This window comes from Microcoleus sp. FACHB-831, assembly GCF_014695585.1.
GTDB lineage: Bacteria > Cyanobacteriota > Cyanobacteriia > Cyanobacteriales > FACHB-T130 > FACHB-831.
Map to the genome: position 1 here is coordinate 14,887 of NZ_JACJON010000077.1, position 20,009 is coordinate 34,895.

Genomic DNA, 20,009 nt, shown 5'->3' on the forward strand with positions numbered 1-20,009 from the left:
CTGCTCCACGAAAACAAACTAAAGGAAAGCCGTCGTGAAGCTTTGCTTTTCCGTTTAGCTAGCCAGATCCGTCAATCTCTCGACCTCAATACGATATTGGAAACTGCGGTGAGCGAGATCCGCAGCCTGCTACATATAGATCGCTGTGCATTCAGTTGGTATCGAGCGCAAATCGTTGGTATTTCTAGACCTGAGCAGGGATTAATAAAGCCCGACCGGGCGAGTATAGATCTAATACAACATTCATTTACGGAAAAAGTCGATAAAGCCTGTTGCTGTTCAAGCAAAGCCTCTTGGAACGAGGATCGGCCAGTTTGGGAAGTTGTGAATGAAGCTAGGAACTTTGATTTATTGAGCGCAATTGGGTACTACTCGCCGGATGATTTCGGTTCTTTTAGTCATAAGCTGCTGAACATGGAAATAGTTCGACTTGATGAGGTTGAAACAGCGATCGCGCAAGATATGCAGCAGTTATTTCTCGCCCAGAGTTGTACCTCTGTATTAGCCCTTCCCATTCAAACTCGCTCTGGTTTAATTGGAGTCCTTAGCTGCTCTCAACATCAAGAACCCCGACCTTGGAGCGATGCGGAAGTAGAACTATTGCAAATGGTAGCCAATCAACTAGCGATCGCCCTCGATCAAGCCGAACTCTACAAACAAACTTGTCTTTCTGCTGCTACCGCCCAAGCGCGTGCCCAACAGTTACAGCAAGCTTTGCAAGAATTACAACAAACTCAATCCCAGCTAATTCAGAGCGAAAAAATGTCCAGCTTGGGTCAGCTAGTTGCTGGTGTTGCCCACGAAATCAACAATCCCGTCAACTTCATCGGCGGTAATCTCGACTACGCAAATAAATACACCCAAGACTTAATCGAACTCGTGCAGCTCTACCAACAGCATTATGCCGAACCCGCACCAGAAATTCAAAACTTTGTCGAAGATATAGAACTAGATTTTCTCGCCCAAGACCTTCCCAAACTCCTCTCTTCAATGCAAATAGGTGTCGATCGCATCAGCCAGATTGTCCTTAGCTTGCGAAACTTTTCCCGCCTAGAACAAGCCGAGATGAAGCCAGTGGACATTCACGAAGGTATCGATAGCACCCTGCTGATATTACACAATCGCTTAAAACCAAATGGTTCGCGAGGGGGACGCCCGTGCGCGGGTATTAAAATAATCAAAGACTATGGCGACCTGCCCAAGGTGGAGTGTTTCTCCGGGCAACTAAATCAGGTATTTATGAACATTGTCAGTAATGCTATCGATGCATTAGAGGAGCAAAAAGAACCCGGTGTTATCACCATTAGCACCTCAATTTCTTCTGACACTAACTCTGTTTTAATTCGTTTTCGAGACAACGGCCCTGGAATCGCCGAGCAAGTTAGAACAAAGCTATTCGATCCGTTCTTTACGACAAAACCAGTAGGCAAAGGCACGGGGCTAGGGCTGTCAATTTCGCACCATATCGTCACAGAGAAACATAACGGGGTTCTCAAATGTTTATCCCAGCTTGGTGAGGGGACAGAATTCTGCATTGAGATACCCCTTAAATCAGTATCAGCCCTCATGCTAGTTAGTTAAGAGCGTGGCATTATCCAAATAATCATTGAGGCAAGTTCCATCGGATGACCTCTAGTTCAGACAAAAGTAAAGTAGGTTCCATCAGCACGCAGGCTCCCAGTCAGCGCGGTTTCCATCTGAGTATTCGCCACAGATTGAGCTTTCTGTTTACTGGACTGGTAGGCATCAACTTTATGGCGGTGGGAGTCGGGTGGCTGGCGCTAACTCAGTTGGTCTTTAATAATCCATTGAGTACCAAAGTAAGTTCGCAGCGCGGCACAACTTTTAAGCTGGCTTATCTGGCTAATATCCGCCAAGACCAGGTTAACTCTCGCAATCGGGTTTCCGTGACTCGTGAAATCGAGGCAGAAATAGCGCAATTTGAAGAATTTCTCATGGGATTGCGGGGGGGTTCCGCAAAATTCGGTCTCCGTCCCATTAACGATCCAACAGTTCTGGTTCAGCTCGAAAAAGTCGAAGCTACATGGCGGCTTTACCGCGAGCAGTTGCAAGATTATCTGGTCGCTGACGCAGCCACAGAAAATCAACATCTTCAAGCCATTAACAACCTAGCGGGTTTCTTAGCGAACCAGCTAGATACTATGGCAAACTCGGTGGACAAAGAAATAGCAGATAATGCTGGCAAAAGTCAGTCCTTATTATTAGTGACTGTGCTTTTAAGTATGTTAGCGATCGCCATCTCTTTTCTCATCGTCTCCCGCATCTCCCGCAGCCTCACCCAAGTAACCCAGGCTGCCAAGATTATGGGCAGTGGCAACTTTACAGTGCGTTCAACAGTGGCAACTACCGACGAGGTAGGAATGCTATCCTCTACGCTCAATACAATGGCCGAGCAAATCAGCAGCTTGTTGCAAGGGTTGGAGGCGCGGGGTCGCCAATTAGAAGACTACAGTACCAGTCTTGCCATTTCAATGCGCCAAGGCCAGGAGACGCTGGCTCATCTAAGTGCCATCATCGATAACTTAGCAGATGGTCTGCTGGTAACAAATACATCTGGCAAGATCGATAGGTTTAATCCAGCTCTGTTAGCTATGTTTGGCAAGGGAGAAATGGATCTCACGGGTAAAGATGCCGATGAGTTGTCTAGCAATGAGGTGACAGAACTTGTACAACAAACTCGGAAACACCCTAAAGAAGTCTTTACGGCAGAGATTTTACTAGCATCTGGTCGGGTTGGTGGAGCATTGGCAACAGCTATCTTTAAAAATTCATCGAGTCAAGATGTCGATGAGTGTATCGGCTCGGTGATTTTAATTCGCGATATCACCGCCGAAAAAGAAATTGACCGCATGAAGACGGATTTTATCTCCACTGTTTCCCACGAACTTAGGACACCGCTAACTTCGGTATTGGGATTTGCCAAGATTATTAAGAAGAAGCTGGAGGATGGAATTTTCCCTTTGCTACAGGTTGAGGATCGTAAAACTCAAAAAACTGTCAGGCAAGTGGGAGAAAATATTAACATCATTATCTCTGAAGGCGAACGACTGACATCTTTAATAAACGATGTTTTGGACATCGCCAAAATGGAAGCTGGTAAGGTGGAGTGGCAGATGCAGCCTATAGCTGTGTCAGAGATTATTGAACGAGCGATCGCTGCCACATCAGCTTTATTTGAGCAAAACGGGCTAATTCTAACCGAAGATGTCGAACCTGGTCTCCCCGATGCGATTGGCGATCGCGATCGCTTAATTCAAGTCTTAATTAATCTGATTTCTAATGCTGTAAAATTTACCGAAAAAGGCTCTTGTACTTTGAGAGCAAGACGCCAGGGTAACGAGATGATCGTCAGTGTTATTGATACTGGCATCGGTATCGCGCCATCTGACCTAGAAAAAGTATTTGAAAAATTTAAGCAAGTCGGCGACACCTTGACAGACAAACCCAAAGGCACTGGTCTAGGATTGCCAATTTGCAAACAGATTGTAGAACATCATGGCGGCAGAATGTCGGTGGAAAGTCAGCTAGGAATTGGGAGTACTTTCTCCTTTACCCTACCTCTTTCTAGAGACATAATGAATCGCGTTTTCACGGGTATTGGAATAGAAAAAATTAATATTGATACCCTATTTAGACATTTGAAAGAAAGCATCGTACAAGCAGCACCATCTCTAACCGAACACCATAAAAATATTCTGGTAGTCGATGATGATGCCAATATCCGCCAATTGCTCAGACAAGAACTTGAAACAGAAGGGTATGAAGTTAGGGAAGCTACTGATGGCATGGATGCCCTTAGTCAGATTAAAACTAGGATTCCCGACCTGATTATCTTAGATGTGATGATGCCACAAATTAGCGGTTTTGATGTGGCAGCAGTCCTGAAAAATAACCCTGCTACAATGGGCATCCCGATTATCATCCTATCAATAATAGAGGATAAAGAAAGGGGTTATCGCCTTGGCATTGACCGATACTTTACTAAACCACTTAACACCGAATCTCTGCTGAGGGAGATTGGTTTACTCATATCTCAGGGCACATCAAAAAAGAAAGTTCTTGTAGTGGATGAAGATATATCAACTGTAAAAATACTGGGTTCTGTGCTACAGGCAAAAGGATATAGTGTTGTTGAGGCATCTAATGGCCCTGAGTGCATCGAGAAGGCATTATCAATAAAACCAGATATGATTATTGTAGATTCTGGGTTTTCACAGCAACACAATCTTGTTAAAATATTACGTTTTGAAAAGGGGTTGGAAAATGTCCTTTTTCTATTACTAGCAGATAAGCAAGTTGATAGTTCTGATAATTCTGAACTCAAGGGCAAATTATGAGTTTAAAAGATTAGTGGAGGTTAGTGATGGTTTAACTAAACCCTATTTTCAACGAATTATTACAATGCAGTATATATAATTATAAGTCACAATATAATTCATAATTTATAACGTGGAGTTTTTATGGCTAAAAAAATATTAATTGTCGATGATGAACCTCACATCAGAATTCTTATGGAACAAACTCTTGAAGAGCTGGAAGAAGAGGGAGTTGAATTGCTGATGGCAGTTAATGGCGAGGAGGCTCTAGCGACGATACGGGCAGAAAAACCAGAACTGGTGTTTTTGGATGTAATGATGCCTAAAATGAACGGGTTTGAAGTCTGTAGCGCTGTGAAAAACGAGCTGTCTATGCAGAATGTTTATATTATTATGTTGACTGCAAAAGGTCAAGAATTTGATAAAAAGAAAGGTAGGGATGTTGGTGCAGATCTGTATATGACCAAGCCTTTCGATCCGGACGAAGTGTTAGGAAAATCTATCGAAGTTTTGGGATTATAAACTTTTAAATAATTTTGCGATCGCAATTTATTTATAAATTGCTAGTTGATTATTCATCATTTAATAACAAGCAACGCCAGCTCCTAAAAAAATTGAGCGATGTTATTTTCTGGTAAGGGGGGTAAATCCATATTTAGCAAACAGGGAAATAGCGCGATCGCCAAGCATAAAATTAACTATATGCGTACTATTTTTAAGTAGGGTGGCGGTATAAATAAATGGAGTATGAGTATTTGAAGGCGCGATCGCGGCAAGTTTTATACCGTTTGATTGCATCGCGTCGGTAAAGGTTAAATTTAAATGTTTTGACGGCGTGGCACAAGCAGTCAAATACACCAAAAAAATATTTATACAGCATCTCTTGGCTATTCTTCATAGGAAGAAACGCAATAGTTAGCTTTACTAACTATGTATTCTCGGCTCTGGGTGAAGGGTTGCTAGCAATTCACTTTCCACAATAGCTAATTCTTCCAGTCGGTTGGTTACAAGCGATCGCTCAAAGTAAGTATCAGCCAAAAGCCAATAAACGCCAAAGTGACGCGCCTCTGATGCCATCAAGCCGCGATAAAATTGGGCCAGCTCTGGATCGGGGCAGCCAGCCGCTAACAACCCCAGTCGTTCGTGACTGCGAGCCTCAATTAAACCAGAAACAAGTAAAGAATCTAACAACCGTTCTGGTTCGTTGCGGCGAATTTGGGCATTCATCCCAGCACCATATGGGGGTGCGGCGAGAGGCCCCAGAGGAATACCGCGCCGTTCCAGCCATTGATTGACTAACTCAAAATGCTCTAGTTCTTCCCTAGCGATCGCTGTTAGCATCCGCACCAGCTTGGTATTGGACGGGTAGCGAAACATTAAGTTTAAAGCCACTCCTGCTGCTTTGCGTTCGCAATGGGAGTGGTCGAGTAGAATTATGTTAAGGTTAGCGATCGCTTGTTTTACCCAAGCCTCGCTACTCGGCTGCTTCAGGGTGTTTATCAGCGGCTGGGTTGCAGAAGTCACACTCACGCTCAAATCACTACTTACATAAAATTTGAAAAATTACTCAGAGCCAGAGTAGTTTAGTCTAAATTTTGTGGAGTCATTAACCCTGAGTTTTTTAGCAAAAGGGATGTATTTGCACTACCCCAGCAGGCGTTATCTCTGGCTAGCGAGATATGATCGAAGCTGTAGTGTAGCATACTTGGTATCTGCTTCGTTAAGCCTGCGTAGTTTGAATGTTCGCCCAAGTTGGCAACAGACGATCGCGCTTTGTCTTCAGGTGTTCGGTGCTACCCAGGCTGTGCATACCCTCACGGCTGACCGCTATCCAGTTTTGTGAGCAATCGGATTTAGGATGATCGAAATGACCCCCCGTCGCATTGTGATTGGTGATGTGCATGGCCACTACGACGGCCTTATGACCCTGTTGGAAGCGATCGCTCCCAACTCTAGCGATCGAGTATATTTTCTAGGGGATTTAATCGATCGGGGGCCTCACAGCAATCGAGTAGTTAAGTTTGTCAAGGACAATTCATACCCGTGTTTGCTGGGCAACCACGAGCAAATGTTACTGGATGTCATGGGCGACGGACAACTCTACGGCCCAGCATTGCAAGCATGGCTCTACAGTGGCGGACACGCAACCGTAAACAGTTACGGCGACGCTGGCATTCCCCAAGACCATATCGACTGGATGCATACCCTCCCTACTTACCTAGATTTAGGGGATATCTGGTTAGTACACGCCGGGGTAAATCCGCAAATGCCCCTAGATAAGCAAACCGCCGATCAATTTTGTTGGATTCGCGAAGAATTTCACAGTATAACCCAGCCATACTTTCCCGATAAACTGATCGTCACGGGTCACACCATTACATTTACCCTGCCTGGGGTCGCCCCTGGAAAACTGGCTTTGGGCAATGGTTGGCTCGACATCGATACCGGAGCTTATCACCCCAAGAGCGGCTGGTTAACCGGATTGGACATCACCAATAACCAGGTTTATCAAGCCAATGTTCAACGCCGTCGGGTTCGCAAAATGCCACTTGAGGAAGCTGTAACGCGAGTCGAGCCTAACCAGGTGCTAAGGCGTCGAAGTTTGCTAAGACCCTAAGTAAGAGCGTAATTTAGCTTTGTAGGCAACATTATTCAACCCATCGCCAACATTGGCACGGTTTGGTTCGATGGCACGCTCTAGGGCAACAATTCTGTCTTTAGTAGCAGGATGCGTACTCAAAACAGTGGGAACCGAGGGTGCAGACAGCAACTTTTCCATGAAACCCACCATTGCGGAAGGAGCATAGCCTGCACGTTCTAAAGTTGCCAGTCCTCGTCTGTCGGCATCCAATTCATCCTGCCGACTTTTCGGACGGCGCAAAGCCAGGTCAACACCAATTTGCACAGCCATACTGCGATCCAAACCAGCAGCTTGCGCCACACCCCTAGCTAGCGCCATCTGTCGCATTTGCTTGATGGCATGACGACCAGTAATGTGCCCGATCTCGTGACTTATGACACTTGCCAATTCAGCTTCATTATCTGCCCCTGTCAGTAAACCAGCATTGACGTAGACAAAACCCCCCATTGTGGCAAAGGCATTTACGCCCTTATCGGCAACCACCTGAAAGGTATAGGGGATATCGGGGCGATCGCTCTCTTGGGCTAACCGCTGTCCAATTTGATCGACGTAACGGCTAAGTCCCGGATTCCGCAAGATCCGAATCTCGCTACTAACCAACTGCTGATTAATATCTCTACCGATCTGGTATTCCTGCTTATCCGATATATTTGACAATTGAACGATCTGCGCCCCCTGAATCAGCAAGTCAATCCAGGAAATCGCTTTACTAGGCAGGGGCGCCGCTACCACCATACCCACAGCTACGAGCGCAGACACCAACGGATACAAAAAACGACGACGCGATTGACGGTAAAAAAATGACAAAAAATTCAACATAGCATCTAGGTGTGAGAAACAGTCATTCGACAGCAGAACCAAAAAAGTAATTTCACTCGTCCGCAGATATGCCAAAGTCTGATTTCCAGACACTAGCTATATGGGCAGAAAACACCACGAAATCTACGCTGCGGAGGGCGATTCCCTAGCCGGAACCTAAAACAGCCTTGATATTTAGACGCTATCTGACGGCTTTAAGTTGCGATCGCCAATGCTTACACCCCATTATTTTCCTTTAAGTTGTTTTCGCGTAGGATTTATATAAAACCCCGAATCGAACGTGATATAACTTACTTAATTCCCGGCTGCGTGTTACTTGTTCGCCCACCCGCTCTGTATTAATCCCTATCAGGGATGGAAATAATTACTGTCTTGCTACCACAGCCCTTGAAAAATAACTGACTCCCCTGCGTCAATTCATGCCGATTTCTACTCTTGGTCGTGGTAATTTAACACAGGACAGCTAGAACCAGCATCTAACAATTAACAACTATTTAGAGCCAGGAAAATTCTGCATGAAGATTTTGGATTCCAAAGGTCGCTTATTTGGCAAGGTGAGCATCTTAGATGTGGGTGCTGCCTTAGTGATTTTGCTAGTTGTCGTAGGTATCTTCTTCTTCCCCAGTACCTCCGGCTCCGTCGCCCAAGTTGGCGTTACCACAAAACCTGTAGAAGTAGATTTGGTTGTTAGGGGTCTGAACGTGCGCGATCCCCAAGAATTATTCCAGCAAGGTCTTAAGGAAGGCGGAAAAACCAAGGTTATTATCCGCAATCAACCTTACGGAGAGATTGGTATTAAAGCTGTCAAACAACTCCCCAGAACAGTACTCATTCCCCAACCGGATGGAACGGTCAAAGCATTGCCCGATCCCAGGACTGAGCAATTCAGCACTGACATGATTTTAACTCTGGGCGGTGACGCGAATATCACTAAAGATGGCCCGGTTCTGGGTAACAGTAAAGTAAAAATTGGCGTGCCGATTGAGCTTGAAGGTTTTAATTACAACTTTAATGCCACCGTCATTGATGTGCGTGTAAAAGGCTAACTTAATCAAAGCGCGATCGCTTCCCCGCAGCAGGGGCAGACAAAAGACACCCCCTCATCCCCCCGCAACGGGATAAATTTTTGTTTGCCAGGAGGAAAGAGGGCGATCGCGCTAGATAAAACTATTCCAACAAAGCCAAAAATCGTCGGATTAAGCCGATTGTCACCGCAGGCACTTCCAGTTGCGGTGTCAGCCCAACATCATCAAGGTGTTGAAAGGCTCTAATTGCTTGCGGATTAAGTGCGGCCAAACGCTGGCCGATCTCTGGGCCAGTAAACTGCGACTTTTCCCCCCAGATAATCGCTGTGGGAACGGTAAGCTGGGTAACGTGCAGGGATAGATCGAAGCACAAATCTCCCCGCACAAATGAAAGCGCCGCATATTCTGCATTCGGTTGCTCGGCAGACTGTAGATAGGCGTCCACTATTTCTTGGTAAACGCGGCTGCTTTGGGCAAATTGACGTTGTTCTAGGAAGCTGCGGATGCCGCCTTCGGTAGCAACGCCAGTGCTGTAGATAAATCGGTCGAGGAAGGGCGTGCTGACGAGTTGGGCAAAGAAGCTTTGGGAATAGTTTTCCCCAAAGTCAGATAAACCTGCGGGTGTGGTTAAAATCAACGATTTGAATAAATCGGGACGCGCGATCGCTGCTCGAATTGTGAAAGCTGCTGTCAGAGAAGACGCGATCGCTGTAATAGGCTGCTCGCAGGTCTGCTCGATAAACTCGATGATGGTGGTGATATAGTCATCAATCTTGTAATTCCGCGCCGGATGCTCAGATCTTCCCCAGCCAATTAAGTCTGGCGCTAAAACTCGATACTCGCTGGCAAAAGCTGGGTAGACCTTCGACCACTCGTAGGCAGATGACCCCCCGCCAAAGCCGTGCAAAAACACTAACTTGGGCTGATCGTTGGCAGTGGCTGCGTCTAATGGCTGCCAAATTTCCCCAGTGTTGGTGTAATACACCATTCTTCCCAGCGAGGTGACGATTGATTGCTGTTCAAAGCCGAGTGGCTCAATCATGGCTAAACCTCATAACTACGTCTTTTGCCCAGAGGAAATCTTAGCATCCTCCCCACTTTAGCCACGAGCGCTGATATGCCGTAAGTTAATGCGTCATTGCTGGTTAATTCTTCCCAGGTAAAGGGACTGAAGCGGGCGATCGCGCCTTGAGATATTGACGCCACCACAACCGCCTGCACGCGACACAATTTGTTGAACTTTTTAGCAATAAGAAGCAAATTTAAAACAATACGACATTTAGTTACAATTTTTGTGCTTTTTTTTCCGAAATTAGGTCGGCAGGAGTTGATTGTAAACACCAGTGCTTGCTTGTTTCTAGCCTGTAGCGGTTCTGTTTGATGAATTACTTAAATTTGTGACATATCGCAAAATATCGGAGATAATCCAAACTGAGGGGTTAAACCCTCCACCCGGTTGTTAGGCTAGGCCTTGAGTAGATAATGTCCGCCAAGTAAACGCAAAACTGCACGTTTGAAGAACCGCGATCGCCTGCGCCCACCCTACTGAGAGCGGCTCAAGAAGTTAGAACGGCTTAACCCAAGTCCATTTATACAAATGACCTGGAACATTAGCGCTTATTTCCTGCTCAGACAATCTAAGGCGAGAAATTGGGTCCTTCTATCCCATTACAAGATAAAAAGCTCAGATGCGGGCGAATGGAGCCACCCAAAGAATCGTAACTATTGACAATCCGGTTCTTATAAAAGTGTTTTAAAGTGCGTTCTATGGCAAATCACTATAGTCTTTTATCAAAGGTCATCGCAGAAAAAGAGGGGAAGATGGTAGGTATTATTACCCCGAACCCAGAAAAAGAGGAACGGCTGCTTGGTATTCACAGCCCTGTAAAAGAATTTGAACCATGTGAGCCTGTAATGGATTTCATCGAGCCGCAAACGGTTGTAGCTTCTCCTCGCAGGAGTACATCCGGCCAGGAATCCGGCTTGCCATTAGGAACTATGCCAACCTGCGTTTTTCTCAATGTGGAAGATTTGAAGTGCTTTGAAGTGGTCGAGCGTCAGTTTGAACACTGGGGAATTATATTTAGGAATGCGATCGCCCTTCACCCCACAAACCCAGCTTTTCCTCCCCGAAGCGGAAACACCGTTTTAATGGCAGCTCCCAAAAATGGCTTGCTGGAAATCACCTTCCTCCATCCCGCTCGCTTTTTTAGCTGTTATCTCACCAGTTCCCAACGCACTATTCTCTCTGCCTACGACAGCGAAGAGAAGCTCCTCGTCCGTGATGAAATGCCTATAGCCAATCTAGCGGGTTCTGGCTCCGAAATTCCTCCCAACCTTAAATTGAGTTTGAGCGCCCCGGACATCTATCGGATTAGCTTATACTCCTTTGACGGTCATCTCACCATTGATGACCTGAGCTTTGGGTTCTAAAATTAATAATCGCTAATCTGTAATTTGTAATTTGTAATTTCCTTCTCCCTAAAACCCCAATTCTCAAAAAAAGTGGATTTTTGTCGGTTTATTAGGTAAACACAAAGCCGCTATTCTATTAACATAGGCAGTGCAGTCAATAAGGAAAAGAAAGTGGCACAGCCGTCGGTTTGGTGGCAGCAACTCGTTAAGCTTGTTCAAAGCTCTGCGCCTTTAGACTACAAAAGTAAAACTTTTCAGTGGTTTGGGGGCAACCGTTTCAGAGAGCCAGGAGGATGGATGCTGGCTCTAACCGTCGTGGTAGCAATGCTTTTGTGGAATTGGCAGCTACTGCTGGCGACTGGCACTGGTGTATTGGTGATGTTGCTCGTCTACCTGATGCACGATTGGGATTGGCAAGTGCATTTGTCTTCTCTGCGGCAGTTCTTTAGTGGCTCCAACCGAGAATTAGAATTAAGCCTAGCCATTGGCAGCGGTGGCATAGCAGCCTTTAGCACTTACCTAGCAATTTCTATTTGGGCTGACTCAAATAGTCCCTGGATTGCCGCGGGTGCCATTCTTCAAGGCTTCGGCACTCTGGCAACGCTCATCCTTCTGGTATGGCAAATAATAAACCGTGCAGCTAATCGGGATGAAGCTAACCTGAACCGAATAGTAACGGAACTCACCCACGCTGACCCCCTGAAGCGTCTAATTGCAGTGCGGCAGTTGACGCGCTTGATGGAAAAACAGAGGTTGGAACCATCACAGCGACGTACAGTTACTGAGTGCTTTCGCCTGATGCTGAGTCAGGAGCAAGAACCCGTTGTTAGGGATGCGGTGTTCGGCGGTCTGCAAGTGTTAGAGGATGCAGGACTGTTGCGTAAAGAGGTGGGTGTGCCGCGAGCGGATATTTCTTTGACAAAAGAACTGGATCGACCGCCAGTAAATGTAACTATTCCTCACAAACAATCTGTCCCCACAAAAATTAAGAATTAAAAACTAAAAATCAAGAATTCACAACATTTGAAACCCGTTTTCTGTGAAGTTAACGGGTTTCAAGGCATATAGTTAAAATCAGGCTATTCTCTCATGAGTGGCAATGTAGCTGCCAAACGTGACAATGGTAAACAGAGGGTTTTGAGCCAATAGCACTGAATATAGGAGTCTGCTAGCTGTGGTCTTACAAATATCTAATACTAATACCGCTTACGAAACGAAAACCCTGGAAATCGCCAAAACACTTCTGGCAGCAACTAAGGAAAAACGCTCCTTTTTTGCTCAAATACAGGATCAAATGCGGTGGGATGATAAATTGCTCGCTTGGGCAATGGCTAATCCTGGTTTGCGCGTACAGCTGTTTCGCTTCATTGACTGTCTGCCTTCCCTGCGTAGCAAACAGGAAATTGCTCGTCACTTGCAGGAATATCTGGGGGATGAGTCGGTTGAACTGCCAGCGGCTCTCAAAGGTATGCTGAACTTTGCTAACCCAGACTCGATGCCGGGAAGTGTTGCTGCGACGACTGTATCCACAGCAGTAGAAACTTTAGCGCATAAGTATATTGCTGGGGAAAACATTAAACAAGTCATCAAGACGGTTGAACGGTTGCGGAAAGATAAGATGACCTTCACCATCGACCTCTTGGGTGAGGCGGTGATTACGGAAGCCGAAGCGCAGTCTTATTTGGATCGTTACCTAGAATTGATGACCCAATTGAGTGATGCGGCGAAGTCTTGGCCTAAAGTCGAGGCGATCGATAAGGCAGATGGGGAAGATATACCGCGAGTTCAGGTATCGGTCAAGTTAACGGCATTTTATTCGCAGTTTGACCCCTTAGATGCGATGGGGAGTCAGGAACGAGTAAGCGATCGCATCCGCCTCCTCTTGCGTCGCGCTAAGGAATTAGGTGCTGCCGTTCACTTCGATATGGAACAGTACTCCTATAAAGACATTACCTTAAGCATCCTCAAGCAGTTGTTGATGGAAGAAGAGTTCCGCAACCGCACCGATGTGGGGATGACAATTCAAGCTTATCTGCGCGACAGCGAACAAGATTTGCGAGATTTGATCGAATGGGCAAAACAGCGCGGAAATCCCCTGACGGTACGCTTGGTTAAGGGTGCTTATTGGGATCAGGAAACGATCAAAGCTGCCCAGAAAGATTGGCATCAGCCAGTTTATAACGACAAAGCGGCAACAGATGCCAATTTTGAGAAATTAACCCAGTTGATGCTGGAAAATCACGAGTATATTTACTCGGCTATTGGCAGCCATAACGTGCGATCGCAAGCACGCGCCATTGCGATCGCCCAAACCCTAAATATTCCCCGCCGTCGCTTTGAGATGCAAGTCTTGTACGGTATGGGCGATAAACTGGCAAAAGCATTAGTCGATAAAGGCTATCGCGTGCGGGTTTACTGTCCTTACGGCGATTTGCTACCAGGGATGGCTTATCTGATTCGTCGCTTGCTGGAAAATACTGCTAATAGTTCTTTCCTGCGGCAAAACATGGAAGATCGTCCCGTCGAAGAATTGTTAGCGCCGCCAGTTGCCAATGGAAACGAGGCGTCAACCCATGAGGTTAAAAGGGTATTCCCCAATGTAGCCGATACCGACTATGCGGAGGTAGAAGCAAGGGAGCGATCGCGCAAGGCTTTCCAAACAGTACGCGCACAACTAGGGAAAACCTATTTACCCCTAATCGACGGCGAATATCAAAATACATCGCAGTCCTTTGATTCCCTCAATCCCTCTAACCCAACTGAAGTAGTGGGAACGGTTGGACTCATTTCTATAGAACAAGCAGAACAAGCAATTAAGGCAGCAAAAGCAGCCTTCCCCAGTTGGCGGCGGACACCAGTACGGGAACGCGCTGGCGTCTTGCGGAAAGCAGCCGAGTTGATGGAACAGCGCCGCGATGAATTATCTGCTTTGATGTCGTTGGAAGTAGGCAAACCAGTACGGGAAGCAGATGGAGAAGTCTCAGAGGCGATAGACTTCTGTCGCTACTACGCCGACGAGATGGAAAGGCTGGACGGGGGTCACAATTATGACATTGCAGGTGAGAATAACCGCTATAACTACCAAGCGCGGGGAGTTTCGCTGATAATTTCTCCTTGGAATTTCCCCCTAGCTATTCCTACGGGGATGACAGTTGCTTCCTTAGTGGCGGGGAATTGCACGCTACTGAAGCCAGCAGAAGTTTCATCAGCGATCGCCGCGAAATTAGCGGAAATTTTGGTAGAAGCAGGCATTCCCAAAGGGGTGTTTCAATTCGTTCCTGGTAAGGGTTCGACGGTTGGTGCTTATATGGTGAAGCATCCCGATGTCCACATGATTACCTTCACGGGATCGATGGAAGTTGGTTGTCGCATCTACGCCGATGCCGCGATTTTACAACCCGGTCAGAAGCACCTGAAGCGCGTGATTGCTGAGATGGGAGGCAAAAACGCGATTATTGTGGATGAGAGTGCAGACCTCGACCAAGCTGTGGCGGGTGTGGTGCAGTCGGCGTTTGGCTATAGCGGTCAGAAGTGTTCTGCTTGTTCGCGGGCGATTGTGTTGGAACCCGTTTACGATGCTTTTGTAGCGAGGTTAGTAGAAGCGACGCGATCGCTCAACATCGGCGTCGCTGAACTTCCCAGCACCGGGGTTGGCCCAGTGATTGATGCCAATGCTCACAGCCGCATCCGCGAATATATCGAAAAAGGTCGCGCCGAAGCAACAGTGGCCTTAGAAATGCCAGCCCCCGAAGGCGGCTATTTTATCGGCCCAGTTATATTTAGCGAAGTTGCGCCAGAGGCGACAATAGCCCAAGAGGAAATTTTTGGCCCCGTGTTGTCTGTAATTCGGGCAAAAGATTTTTCAGAAGCAATAGCGATCGCTAACGGTACAAATTTCGCGCTTACGGGTGGGTTGTACTCCCGCACTCCTTCGCACATCGACAAGGCACAAGCTGAGTTTGAAGTGGGCAACCTTTATATTAATCGGGGGATTACGGGCGCGATCGTATCGCGACAACCCTTCGGTGGCTTCAAACTTTCTGGGGTTGGTTCCAAGGCAGGAGGGCCAGATTACTTGCTGCAATTCCTCGAACCTCGTGTAATTACGGAGAATATTCAACGCCAAGGTTTCGCGCCAATTGAAGGCGTAGATTAAGGCAATTTATACTCGATCTGAATTTTTAATGCTGATATAGCAGCGTTGAAAGGGCTGAGATGATTTTAAATCTCAGCCCTTTTTCTATTGCTTTTAGTTAATTAGCAATAAGTAGGTAAGCTCAATTAAACGTAATCCCGCATTGCCGACCAAAGTTTCTGTTACCTAGACTACTACGCAACGGTGGACTTTACCGGGTTAAAACTAGCTTGTGTTTAACGTCCATCTGCTTACCTGAATCCAAGTTAAGTAAAAAACTCCAAGCTAAATATAAAGGCTACAATCCAAAGTTTTTATAATTTTAGTCGCCAAATACACAGTTTTATAAAGGCATTTAGTGAAAACATACTCTCTACCTATAGACAATTCCGGCGAAATAAAACATCCGAAACCATGCCAGTACTGACTTTCAACCATTTTGCTTCATTCAAGTCAGCCAGCAACGAACTAAAGAAATATTTTTGCTAAAGACGTACTATAATACTCGCTTAGATACAACAGCTTTAAGGCGGAGAAATATGCGCTAGAGGCAACCCTATCAATAAGCAGAAGCTTAAAAAGGCTCAAGCCCTATATTCAGCAAGCAGATTTCCCAACAAATGTTATCTGCTAATTTTTTGCAGTAGCTTATCTAAATTTGCCTTAACTAAACGAGGTGAGAGAAATGAGAAAATTAATTAACTATTGGCATCAGTTAACTGCTATTACACAACAGCTTTATATTATTTTATTTATAAATTTAATAATTAATTTGCCAATGACATTAATAGTAGGTTTATTAACCAAAGAATTTAAAGGCTCAATACTATTTCATACGGCGCAATCTTTTACAGCTCAATTATTTTTCAAAAAAGGCTCAGATTCATGGATGCCAATGAGCAAGGCATTTGATTATCTTCAATCTGTTCCTCAGAACACGCTGTATCAGGAAATATTTTTTACACAAAGGGTAAAATTTCAGTATCCCCCTAGTTCTTTATTAGTTTATTCCGGTTTACAAGAAGTAAAACAATTTTTTAGCGAAATTGTAAAATATTTCCAACCAAATGGCATATCTTGGACGGATTTCTTTCAAGCATTGTCATGGATATTTGTATTGATTACAGTATTTATGGCAATTAAAATATTTAAGTTAAGTTTAGAAAGAAATTCTGAGCCTAGCCTCGACTCATCATCGAAGGTTGATATACTCACTAGAAATATTCTTTTAGTATGTTTAACTTTAACATTTTATCCTGTAATAAAAGCTTACACTTTGGGCCAGATACAAACATGGCTAAACTGTATGTTCGCTATAGTTATTTTCTTGTGGATGCAAGATAAAAAACAAATTTCCGGTATTTTAACAGGAATTATGTGTCTGATTAAACCACAGTACGCAATTATTCTATTGTGGGGAATTGTGCGGAAACAATGGAGTTTTGTACGCTCATTTGTATTTATTGCTTTAACAGGTTTACTAATTTCTATTTTTCTATTTGGTATTGAAAATCATATAGAGTATATAAAGGTTCTGAAGTTGATATCTCAGCATGGCGAAGCTTATTATTCTAATCAATCAGTCAATGGATTGCTGCATAGATTGTTATTCAATGGAAATAACTTACAGTTTGAAGATGGGTATTTTCCTCCATTTAATTTGTTAGTTTATCTCGGCACAGTAATTAGTTCGGCTGTATTAATTGGGGTGGCTATATTTTTGCCGAGGAAAACCACCCAAAAAGAAAGTACAATCGATTTTTGTATAATTGGCATTACATCTACTATGGCTTCTCCAGTTGCGTGGGAACATCACTATGGTATTCTTTTGCCAATATATGCATTTTTAGTTCCTTATTTATTAAAAAAACAAATTTTTGGAAAAATGACAATTCCTTACTTATGTCTTAGTTACATACTCTGTAGTAATAATTTTTCTATAAATAAGGCGATCGCGCATATACCATTATTGAATATTTTCCAATCTTACCTCTTTGCTGGAAGCTTGATGGTATTAGGAGCTTTATATATTTTAAATAGTAGAAAAATAGATAGAAATAGTTTAATTCCTGTTCAAAATAAAATGGCTAACCTTTAATTACATAAGAAGCCAGTATCTGATTATCTGCTGCTGCGCGTGAGGGTTTGCTATGAGTTGTGACGACTTTAAATATCTCAGCCCTTTTTCTATTGCTTTTGGTTAATTTGTATAGAAGTTGCAAAATTCATATTTTAATCGGTCATAGGCTTTGGTACAGGCTAACCTGGCTACCATGCTAAAGCACCCGAGATTTATTCGATTTGTTAGCGCCATATAGCAATGCTATAGCCTAGCTGATAGGGTTTCAAGCTGCGCGAAAAATTGCTGGTATCTGCATATAGTCCTAATGTATTTACCGTCACTTTACATATTTATATAAATAAGCTATAGGCAATCGCCTTAATGTTCTAGTTATAAAACAAAGGTAAATATACGGTTTAACTAAGTATTCCTTCACTTAAATTTTATAAAGTTGGTGCATATACCCAAGTTATTAAAGATTCAGTAAAAGTTCTTTCTGTCTAGAGTGGTATTACGCATAATATAAAAAATCAATTTAAAAAATCCAGACTAACTACTATTTGTTAGGGTGTTGAAGCTATGGCTGAATCAAATCTTAAACAGGTTGCACCAATTTCTCCCAAACGCAGTAGATTAACTTCTATTTGGCAGCTACCTCCAACTTGGTTGCGGGTTTTAATTATTGTCGTGTTAGCACTGGGCATATTTTTTCGCTTTGCCAATCTTGATAAAAAAGTATATTGGGTGGATGAGAGTTATACTTCCTTACGCATTGCTGGCTATCTAGAGTCAGAATTGATACAGCAAGTCTCTGAGCGCCAAATTATTGGCATTAAAGATCTACAAAATTATCAGGGGATTAATTCTGAAAAAGGATTGATTGATACAGTAAGTTCTATAGCCATAGAACACCCAGAACATCCACCACTGTATTACGCTTTAGCAAGATTTTGGGTGCAGCTATTTGGCAATTCAATAGCGGTGACTAGAAGTTCGGCAGCCGTAATTAGCTTGTTAGCATTTCCTTGTATATATTGGCTATGCATGGAATTATTTAGCTCGCCATTATCTTTTGCTGCAAGGCAAGCAAATGGCGTCGTTCCCGGTTCTTTAGTTGGATGCAGTGCGATCGCTCTAATAGCTATCTCACCCTTTCACGTACTATACGCCCAGGAAGCGCGGGAATATAGTTTGTGGGCTGTAACTATCTTGTTATCAAGCGCCTGCCTACTAAGAGCGATTAGGAAAAGCACCTCCATAAGTTGGGTCGTTTATGCAGTAACGGTAGCGTTCGGACTCTATTCCCACTTATATTTTGCATTCGTTGCTCTTGGTCATGGGATTTATGTATTAGCCACTGAAGGCTTACGAGGAACTAAGACATTTAAAACTTATTTGCTTGCCTCTGTTGCAGGGATTGTAGCTTTTTCGCCTTGGATTATCATTTTGATAGCGAATTTGACCCAAATTCGTAAGTCAGTAGGCTGGGAAATACAATCAACTATACCCCGTTTGCTTTTACTTAAAAACTTAGTTATTAATCTCAATCGGGTTTTTATAGATTTTAATTTAGACGGCGATCGCTACTTATCACATTTAGTTCCGCTAATTTTAATTAGCGCAACTATATTAGCTTTAGTTGGATATTCCTTTTATTTTTTGTATACTCAAAAACCCCAAAAAGCTTGGAAATTTATTTTTGCCTTAATAGCTCCTACAGCGCTATTGCTGATTATCCCAGATTTAATCTTTGGGTGGGTTCGGTCAACCCAGAGTCGTTATATGATCGCGCTTTATTTAGGTATCCATCTAGCTGTTGCTTACCTAATTGCTGCTCAAATTAATTGCATTTCTCTTAAAATAAAGCAACAAAAAGCGTGGAGAATTGCGATGATTGCTTTGTTTTCACTAGGGATTTTGTCCTGCGCTATCAGCTCTCAAGCTGATAGTTGGTGGAACAAGTATAGCAGCAGTCAAAATCTACAGCTAGCTCGCATCATTAACCAAGCTCCTCATCCTATTTTGCTCAGCGATACCAACAGCGAGACGGTAAATTATATGACGATAGGTAATCTACTGTCTCTTAGCTATTTGCTAGATTCAAAAGTACAGCTTCAGCTAGTAGTTAAACCAAGTATCCCTAAAATTACTGATAGTACTCGTGATGTATTCCTATTGCTACCTTCTCAGGAGTTGCGGCGCGGACTCGAAAAAGAGCAGAATTTTCATTTAGAGCCTGTTTACCAAGAAAAAGCGCTAACCTGGCTCTGGAAATTAGTCAAAACTCAGTAAAAAATCCCCTTGGGTTGAAGCTACGTGGAAATAGGGCGGATATCAAGGGTTTAGATAGTCAATTCAGATGCTTATACCACGCTTGCCGCTTAAAGCGGCAAGCGTGGTATAAGCAATATTACCGCAAAAACAGGTATATATTGTAACAGCATATATTTGTACATAAAAGCTTTTCCCAATTAAATCAAGAGTTTTGTCGTCTAAACCGCGTGAATATACTGACGTACTTAAGTATTCCTTTACTAAAAATCTATACATTTCCATATATCTACTATCTTTATTA

15 protein-coding genes and 1 pseudogene are annotated in these 20,009 nt (G+C 44.0%); 11 read left to right on the plus strand and 5 right to left on the minus strand.

The window, feature by feature from the left end:
• Positions 1–24: 24 nt before the first annotated feature.
• From H6F77_RS24640 to H6F77_RS24650, 3 genes and pseudogenes are all read left to right on the plus strand, one after another.
• Positions 25–1,581 (plus strand): annotated as a pseudogene (locus H6F77_RS24640) (GAF domain-containing sensor histidine kinase); the annotation flags it as partial.
• Positions 1,582–1,625: 44 nt separating this feature from the next.
• On the plus strand, positions 1,626–4,358 hold the full coding sequence (locus H6F77_RS24645; protein ID WP_190491566.1) for a response regulator: 2,733 nt from the start codon (positions 1,626–1,628) through the stop codon (positions 4,356–4,358).
• Positions 4,359–4,481: 123 nt separating this feature from the next.
• Positions 4,482–4,859, plus strand: a complete 378-nt coding sequence (locus tag H6F77_RS24650) for a response regulator transcription factor (protein WP_190491567.1) — start codon at positions 4,482–4,484, stop codon at positions 4,857–4,859.
• Between the two features lie 102 nt (positions 4,860–4,961).
• Here the strand turns inward: H6F77_RS24650 and H6F77_RS24655 are convergent, their stop codons facing one another.
• Complete coding sequence (locus H6F77_RS24655) at positions 4,962–5,135, minus strand: type 2 periplasmic-binding domain-containing protein (protein WP_206753493.1); 174 nt, start codon at positions 5,133–5,135, stop codon at positions 4,962–4,964.
• 126 nt (positions 5,136–5,261) lie between these two features.
• Complete coding sequence (locus tag H6F77_RS24660; RefSeq protein ID WP_375335972.1) at positions 5,262–5,867, minus strand: MiaE family protein; 606 nt, start codon at positions 5,865–5,867, stop codon at positions 5,262–5,264.
• A gap of 175 nt (positions 5,868–6,042) precedes the next feature.
• Between H6F77_RS24660 and H6F77_RS24665 the strand changes: the two genes are divergently transcribed.
• Both H6F77_RS24665 and H6F77_RS24670 read left to right on the plus strand, forming a co-directional pair.
• Complete coding sequence (locus tag H6F77_RS24665; protein WP_190491570.1) at positions 6,043–6,180, plus strand: hypothetical protein; 138 nt, start codon at positions 6,043–6,045, stop codon at positions 6,178–6,180.
• A 24-nt stretch (positions 6,181–6,204) separates the two neighbouring features.
• Positions 6,205–6,954, plus strand: a complete 750-nt coding sequence (locus H6F77_RS24670) for a metallophosphoesterase family protein (protein ID WP_190491571.1) — start codon at positions 6,205–6,207, stop codon at positions 6,952–6,954.
• On the opposite strand, the gene H6F77_RS24675 is transcribed toward H6F77_RS24670, so the two are convergent.
• Positions 6,943–7,797: a M48 family metallopeptidase gene (locus H6F77_RS24675; protein WP_190491670.1), complete on the minus strand. Its 855-nt coding sequence runs from the start codon at positions 7,795–7,797 to the stop codon at positions 6,943–6,945. The two genes, H6F77_RS24670 and H6F77_RS24675, sit on opposite strands and share 12 nt — an antisense overlap.
• Before the next feature lie 515 nt (positions 7,798–8,312).
• On the opposite strand from H6F77_RS24675, the gene H6F77_RS24680 reads away from it, so the two are divergent.
• Positions 8,313–8,843, plus strand: coding sequence for a DUF4330 domain-containing protein (locus tag H6F77_RS24680; RefSeq protein WP_190491572.1), 531 nt, complete (start codon positions 8,313–8,315; stop codon positions 8,841–8,843).
• Between the two features lie 121 nt (positions 8,844–8,964).
• Here the strand turns inward: H6F77_RS24680 and H6F77_RS24685 are convergent, their stop codons facing one another.
• Together H6F77_RS24685 and H6F77_RS24690 are read right to left on the minus strand one after the other, a co-directional pair.
• Positions 8,965–9,864 (minus strand): alpha/beta fold hydrolase, encoded by a 900-nt coding sequence (locus H6F77_RS24685; RefSeq protein ID WP_190491573.1) that lies wholly within the window; start codon positions 9,862–9,864, stop codon positions 8,965–8,967.
• 2 nt (positions 9,865–9,866) lie between these two features.
• Positions 9,867–10,028 (minus strand): hypothetical protein, encoded by a 162-nt coding sequence (locus H6F77_RS24690; protein ID WP_206753494.1) that lies wholly within the window; start codon positions 10,026–10,028, stop codon positions 9,867–9,869.
• A 561-nt stretch (positions 10,029–10,589) separates the two neighbouring features.
• On the opposite strand from H6F77_RS24690, the gene H6F77_RS24695 reads away from it, so the two are divergent.
• The 5 genes from H6F77_RS24695 (at position 10,590) to H6F77_RS24715 (ending at position 19,726) form a co-directional block, all read left to right on the plus strand.
• Positions 10,590–11,255, plus strand: a complete 666-nt coding sequence (locus H6F77_RS24695; RefSeq protein ID WP_242022591.1) for a hypothetical protein — start codon at positions 10,590–10,592, stop codon at positions 11,253–11,255.
• A gap of 153 nt (positions 11,256–11,408) precedes the next feature.
• Complete coding sequence (locus tag H6F77_RS24700) at positions 11,409–12,233, plus strand: hypothetical protein (RefSeq protein WP_190491575.1); 825 nt, start codon at positions 11,409–11,411, stop codon at positions 12,231–12,233.
• A 178-nt stretch (positions 12,234–12,411) separates the two neighbouring features.
• Positions 12,412–15,393 (plus strand): L-glutamate gamma-semialdehyde dehydrogenase, encoded by a 2,982-nt coding sequence (gene pruA / locus H6F77_RS24705; protein ID WP_190491576.1) that lies wholly within the window; start codon positions 12,412–12,414, stop codon positions 15,391–15,393.
• 664 nt (positions 15,394–16,057) lie between these two features.
• Positions 16,058–17,470: a glycosyltransferase family 87 protein gene (locus H6F77_RS24710; RefSeq protein ID WP_190491577.1), complete on the plus strand. Its 1,413-nt coding sequence runs from the start codon at positions 16,058–16,060 to the stop codon at positions 17,468–17,470.
• A gap of 543 nt (positions 17,471–18,013) precedes the next feature.
• Positions 18,014–19,726 carry a glycosyltransferase family 39 protein gene (locus H6F77_RS24715; RefSeq protein WP_190491578.1) on the plus strand — a complete coding sequence of 571 codons (1,713 nt, stop codon included), beginning with the start codon at positions 18,014–18,016 and terminating at the stop codon, positions 19,724–19,726.
• The last annotated feature ends 283 nt before the right edge of the window (positions 19,727–20,009 follow it).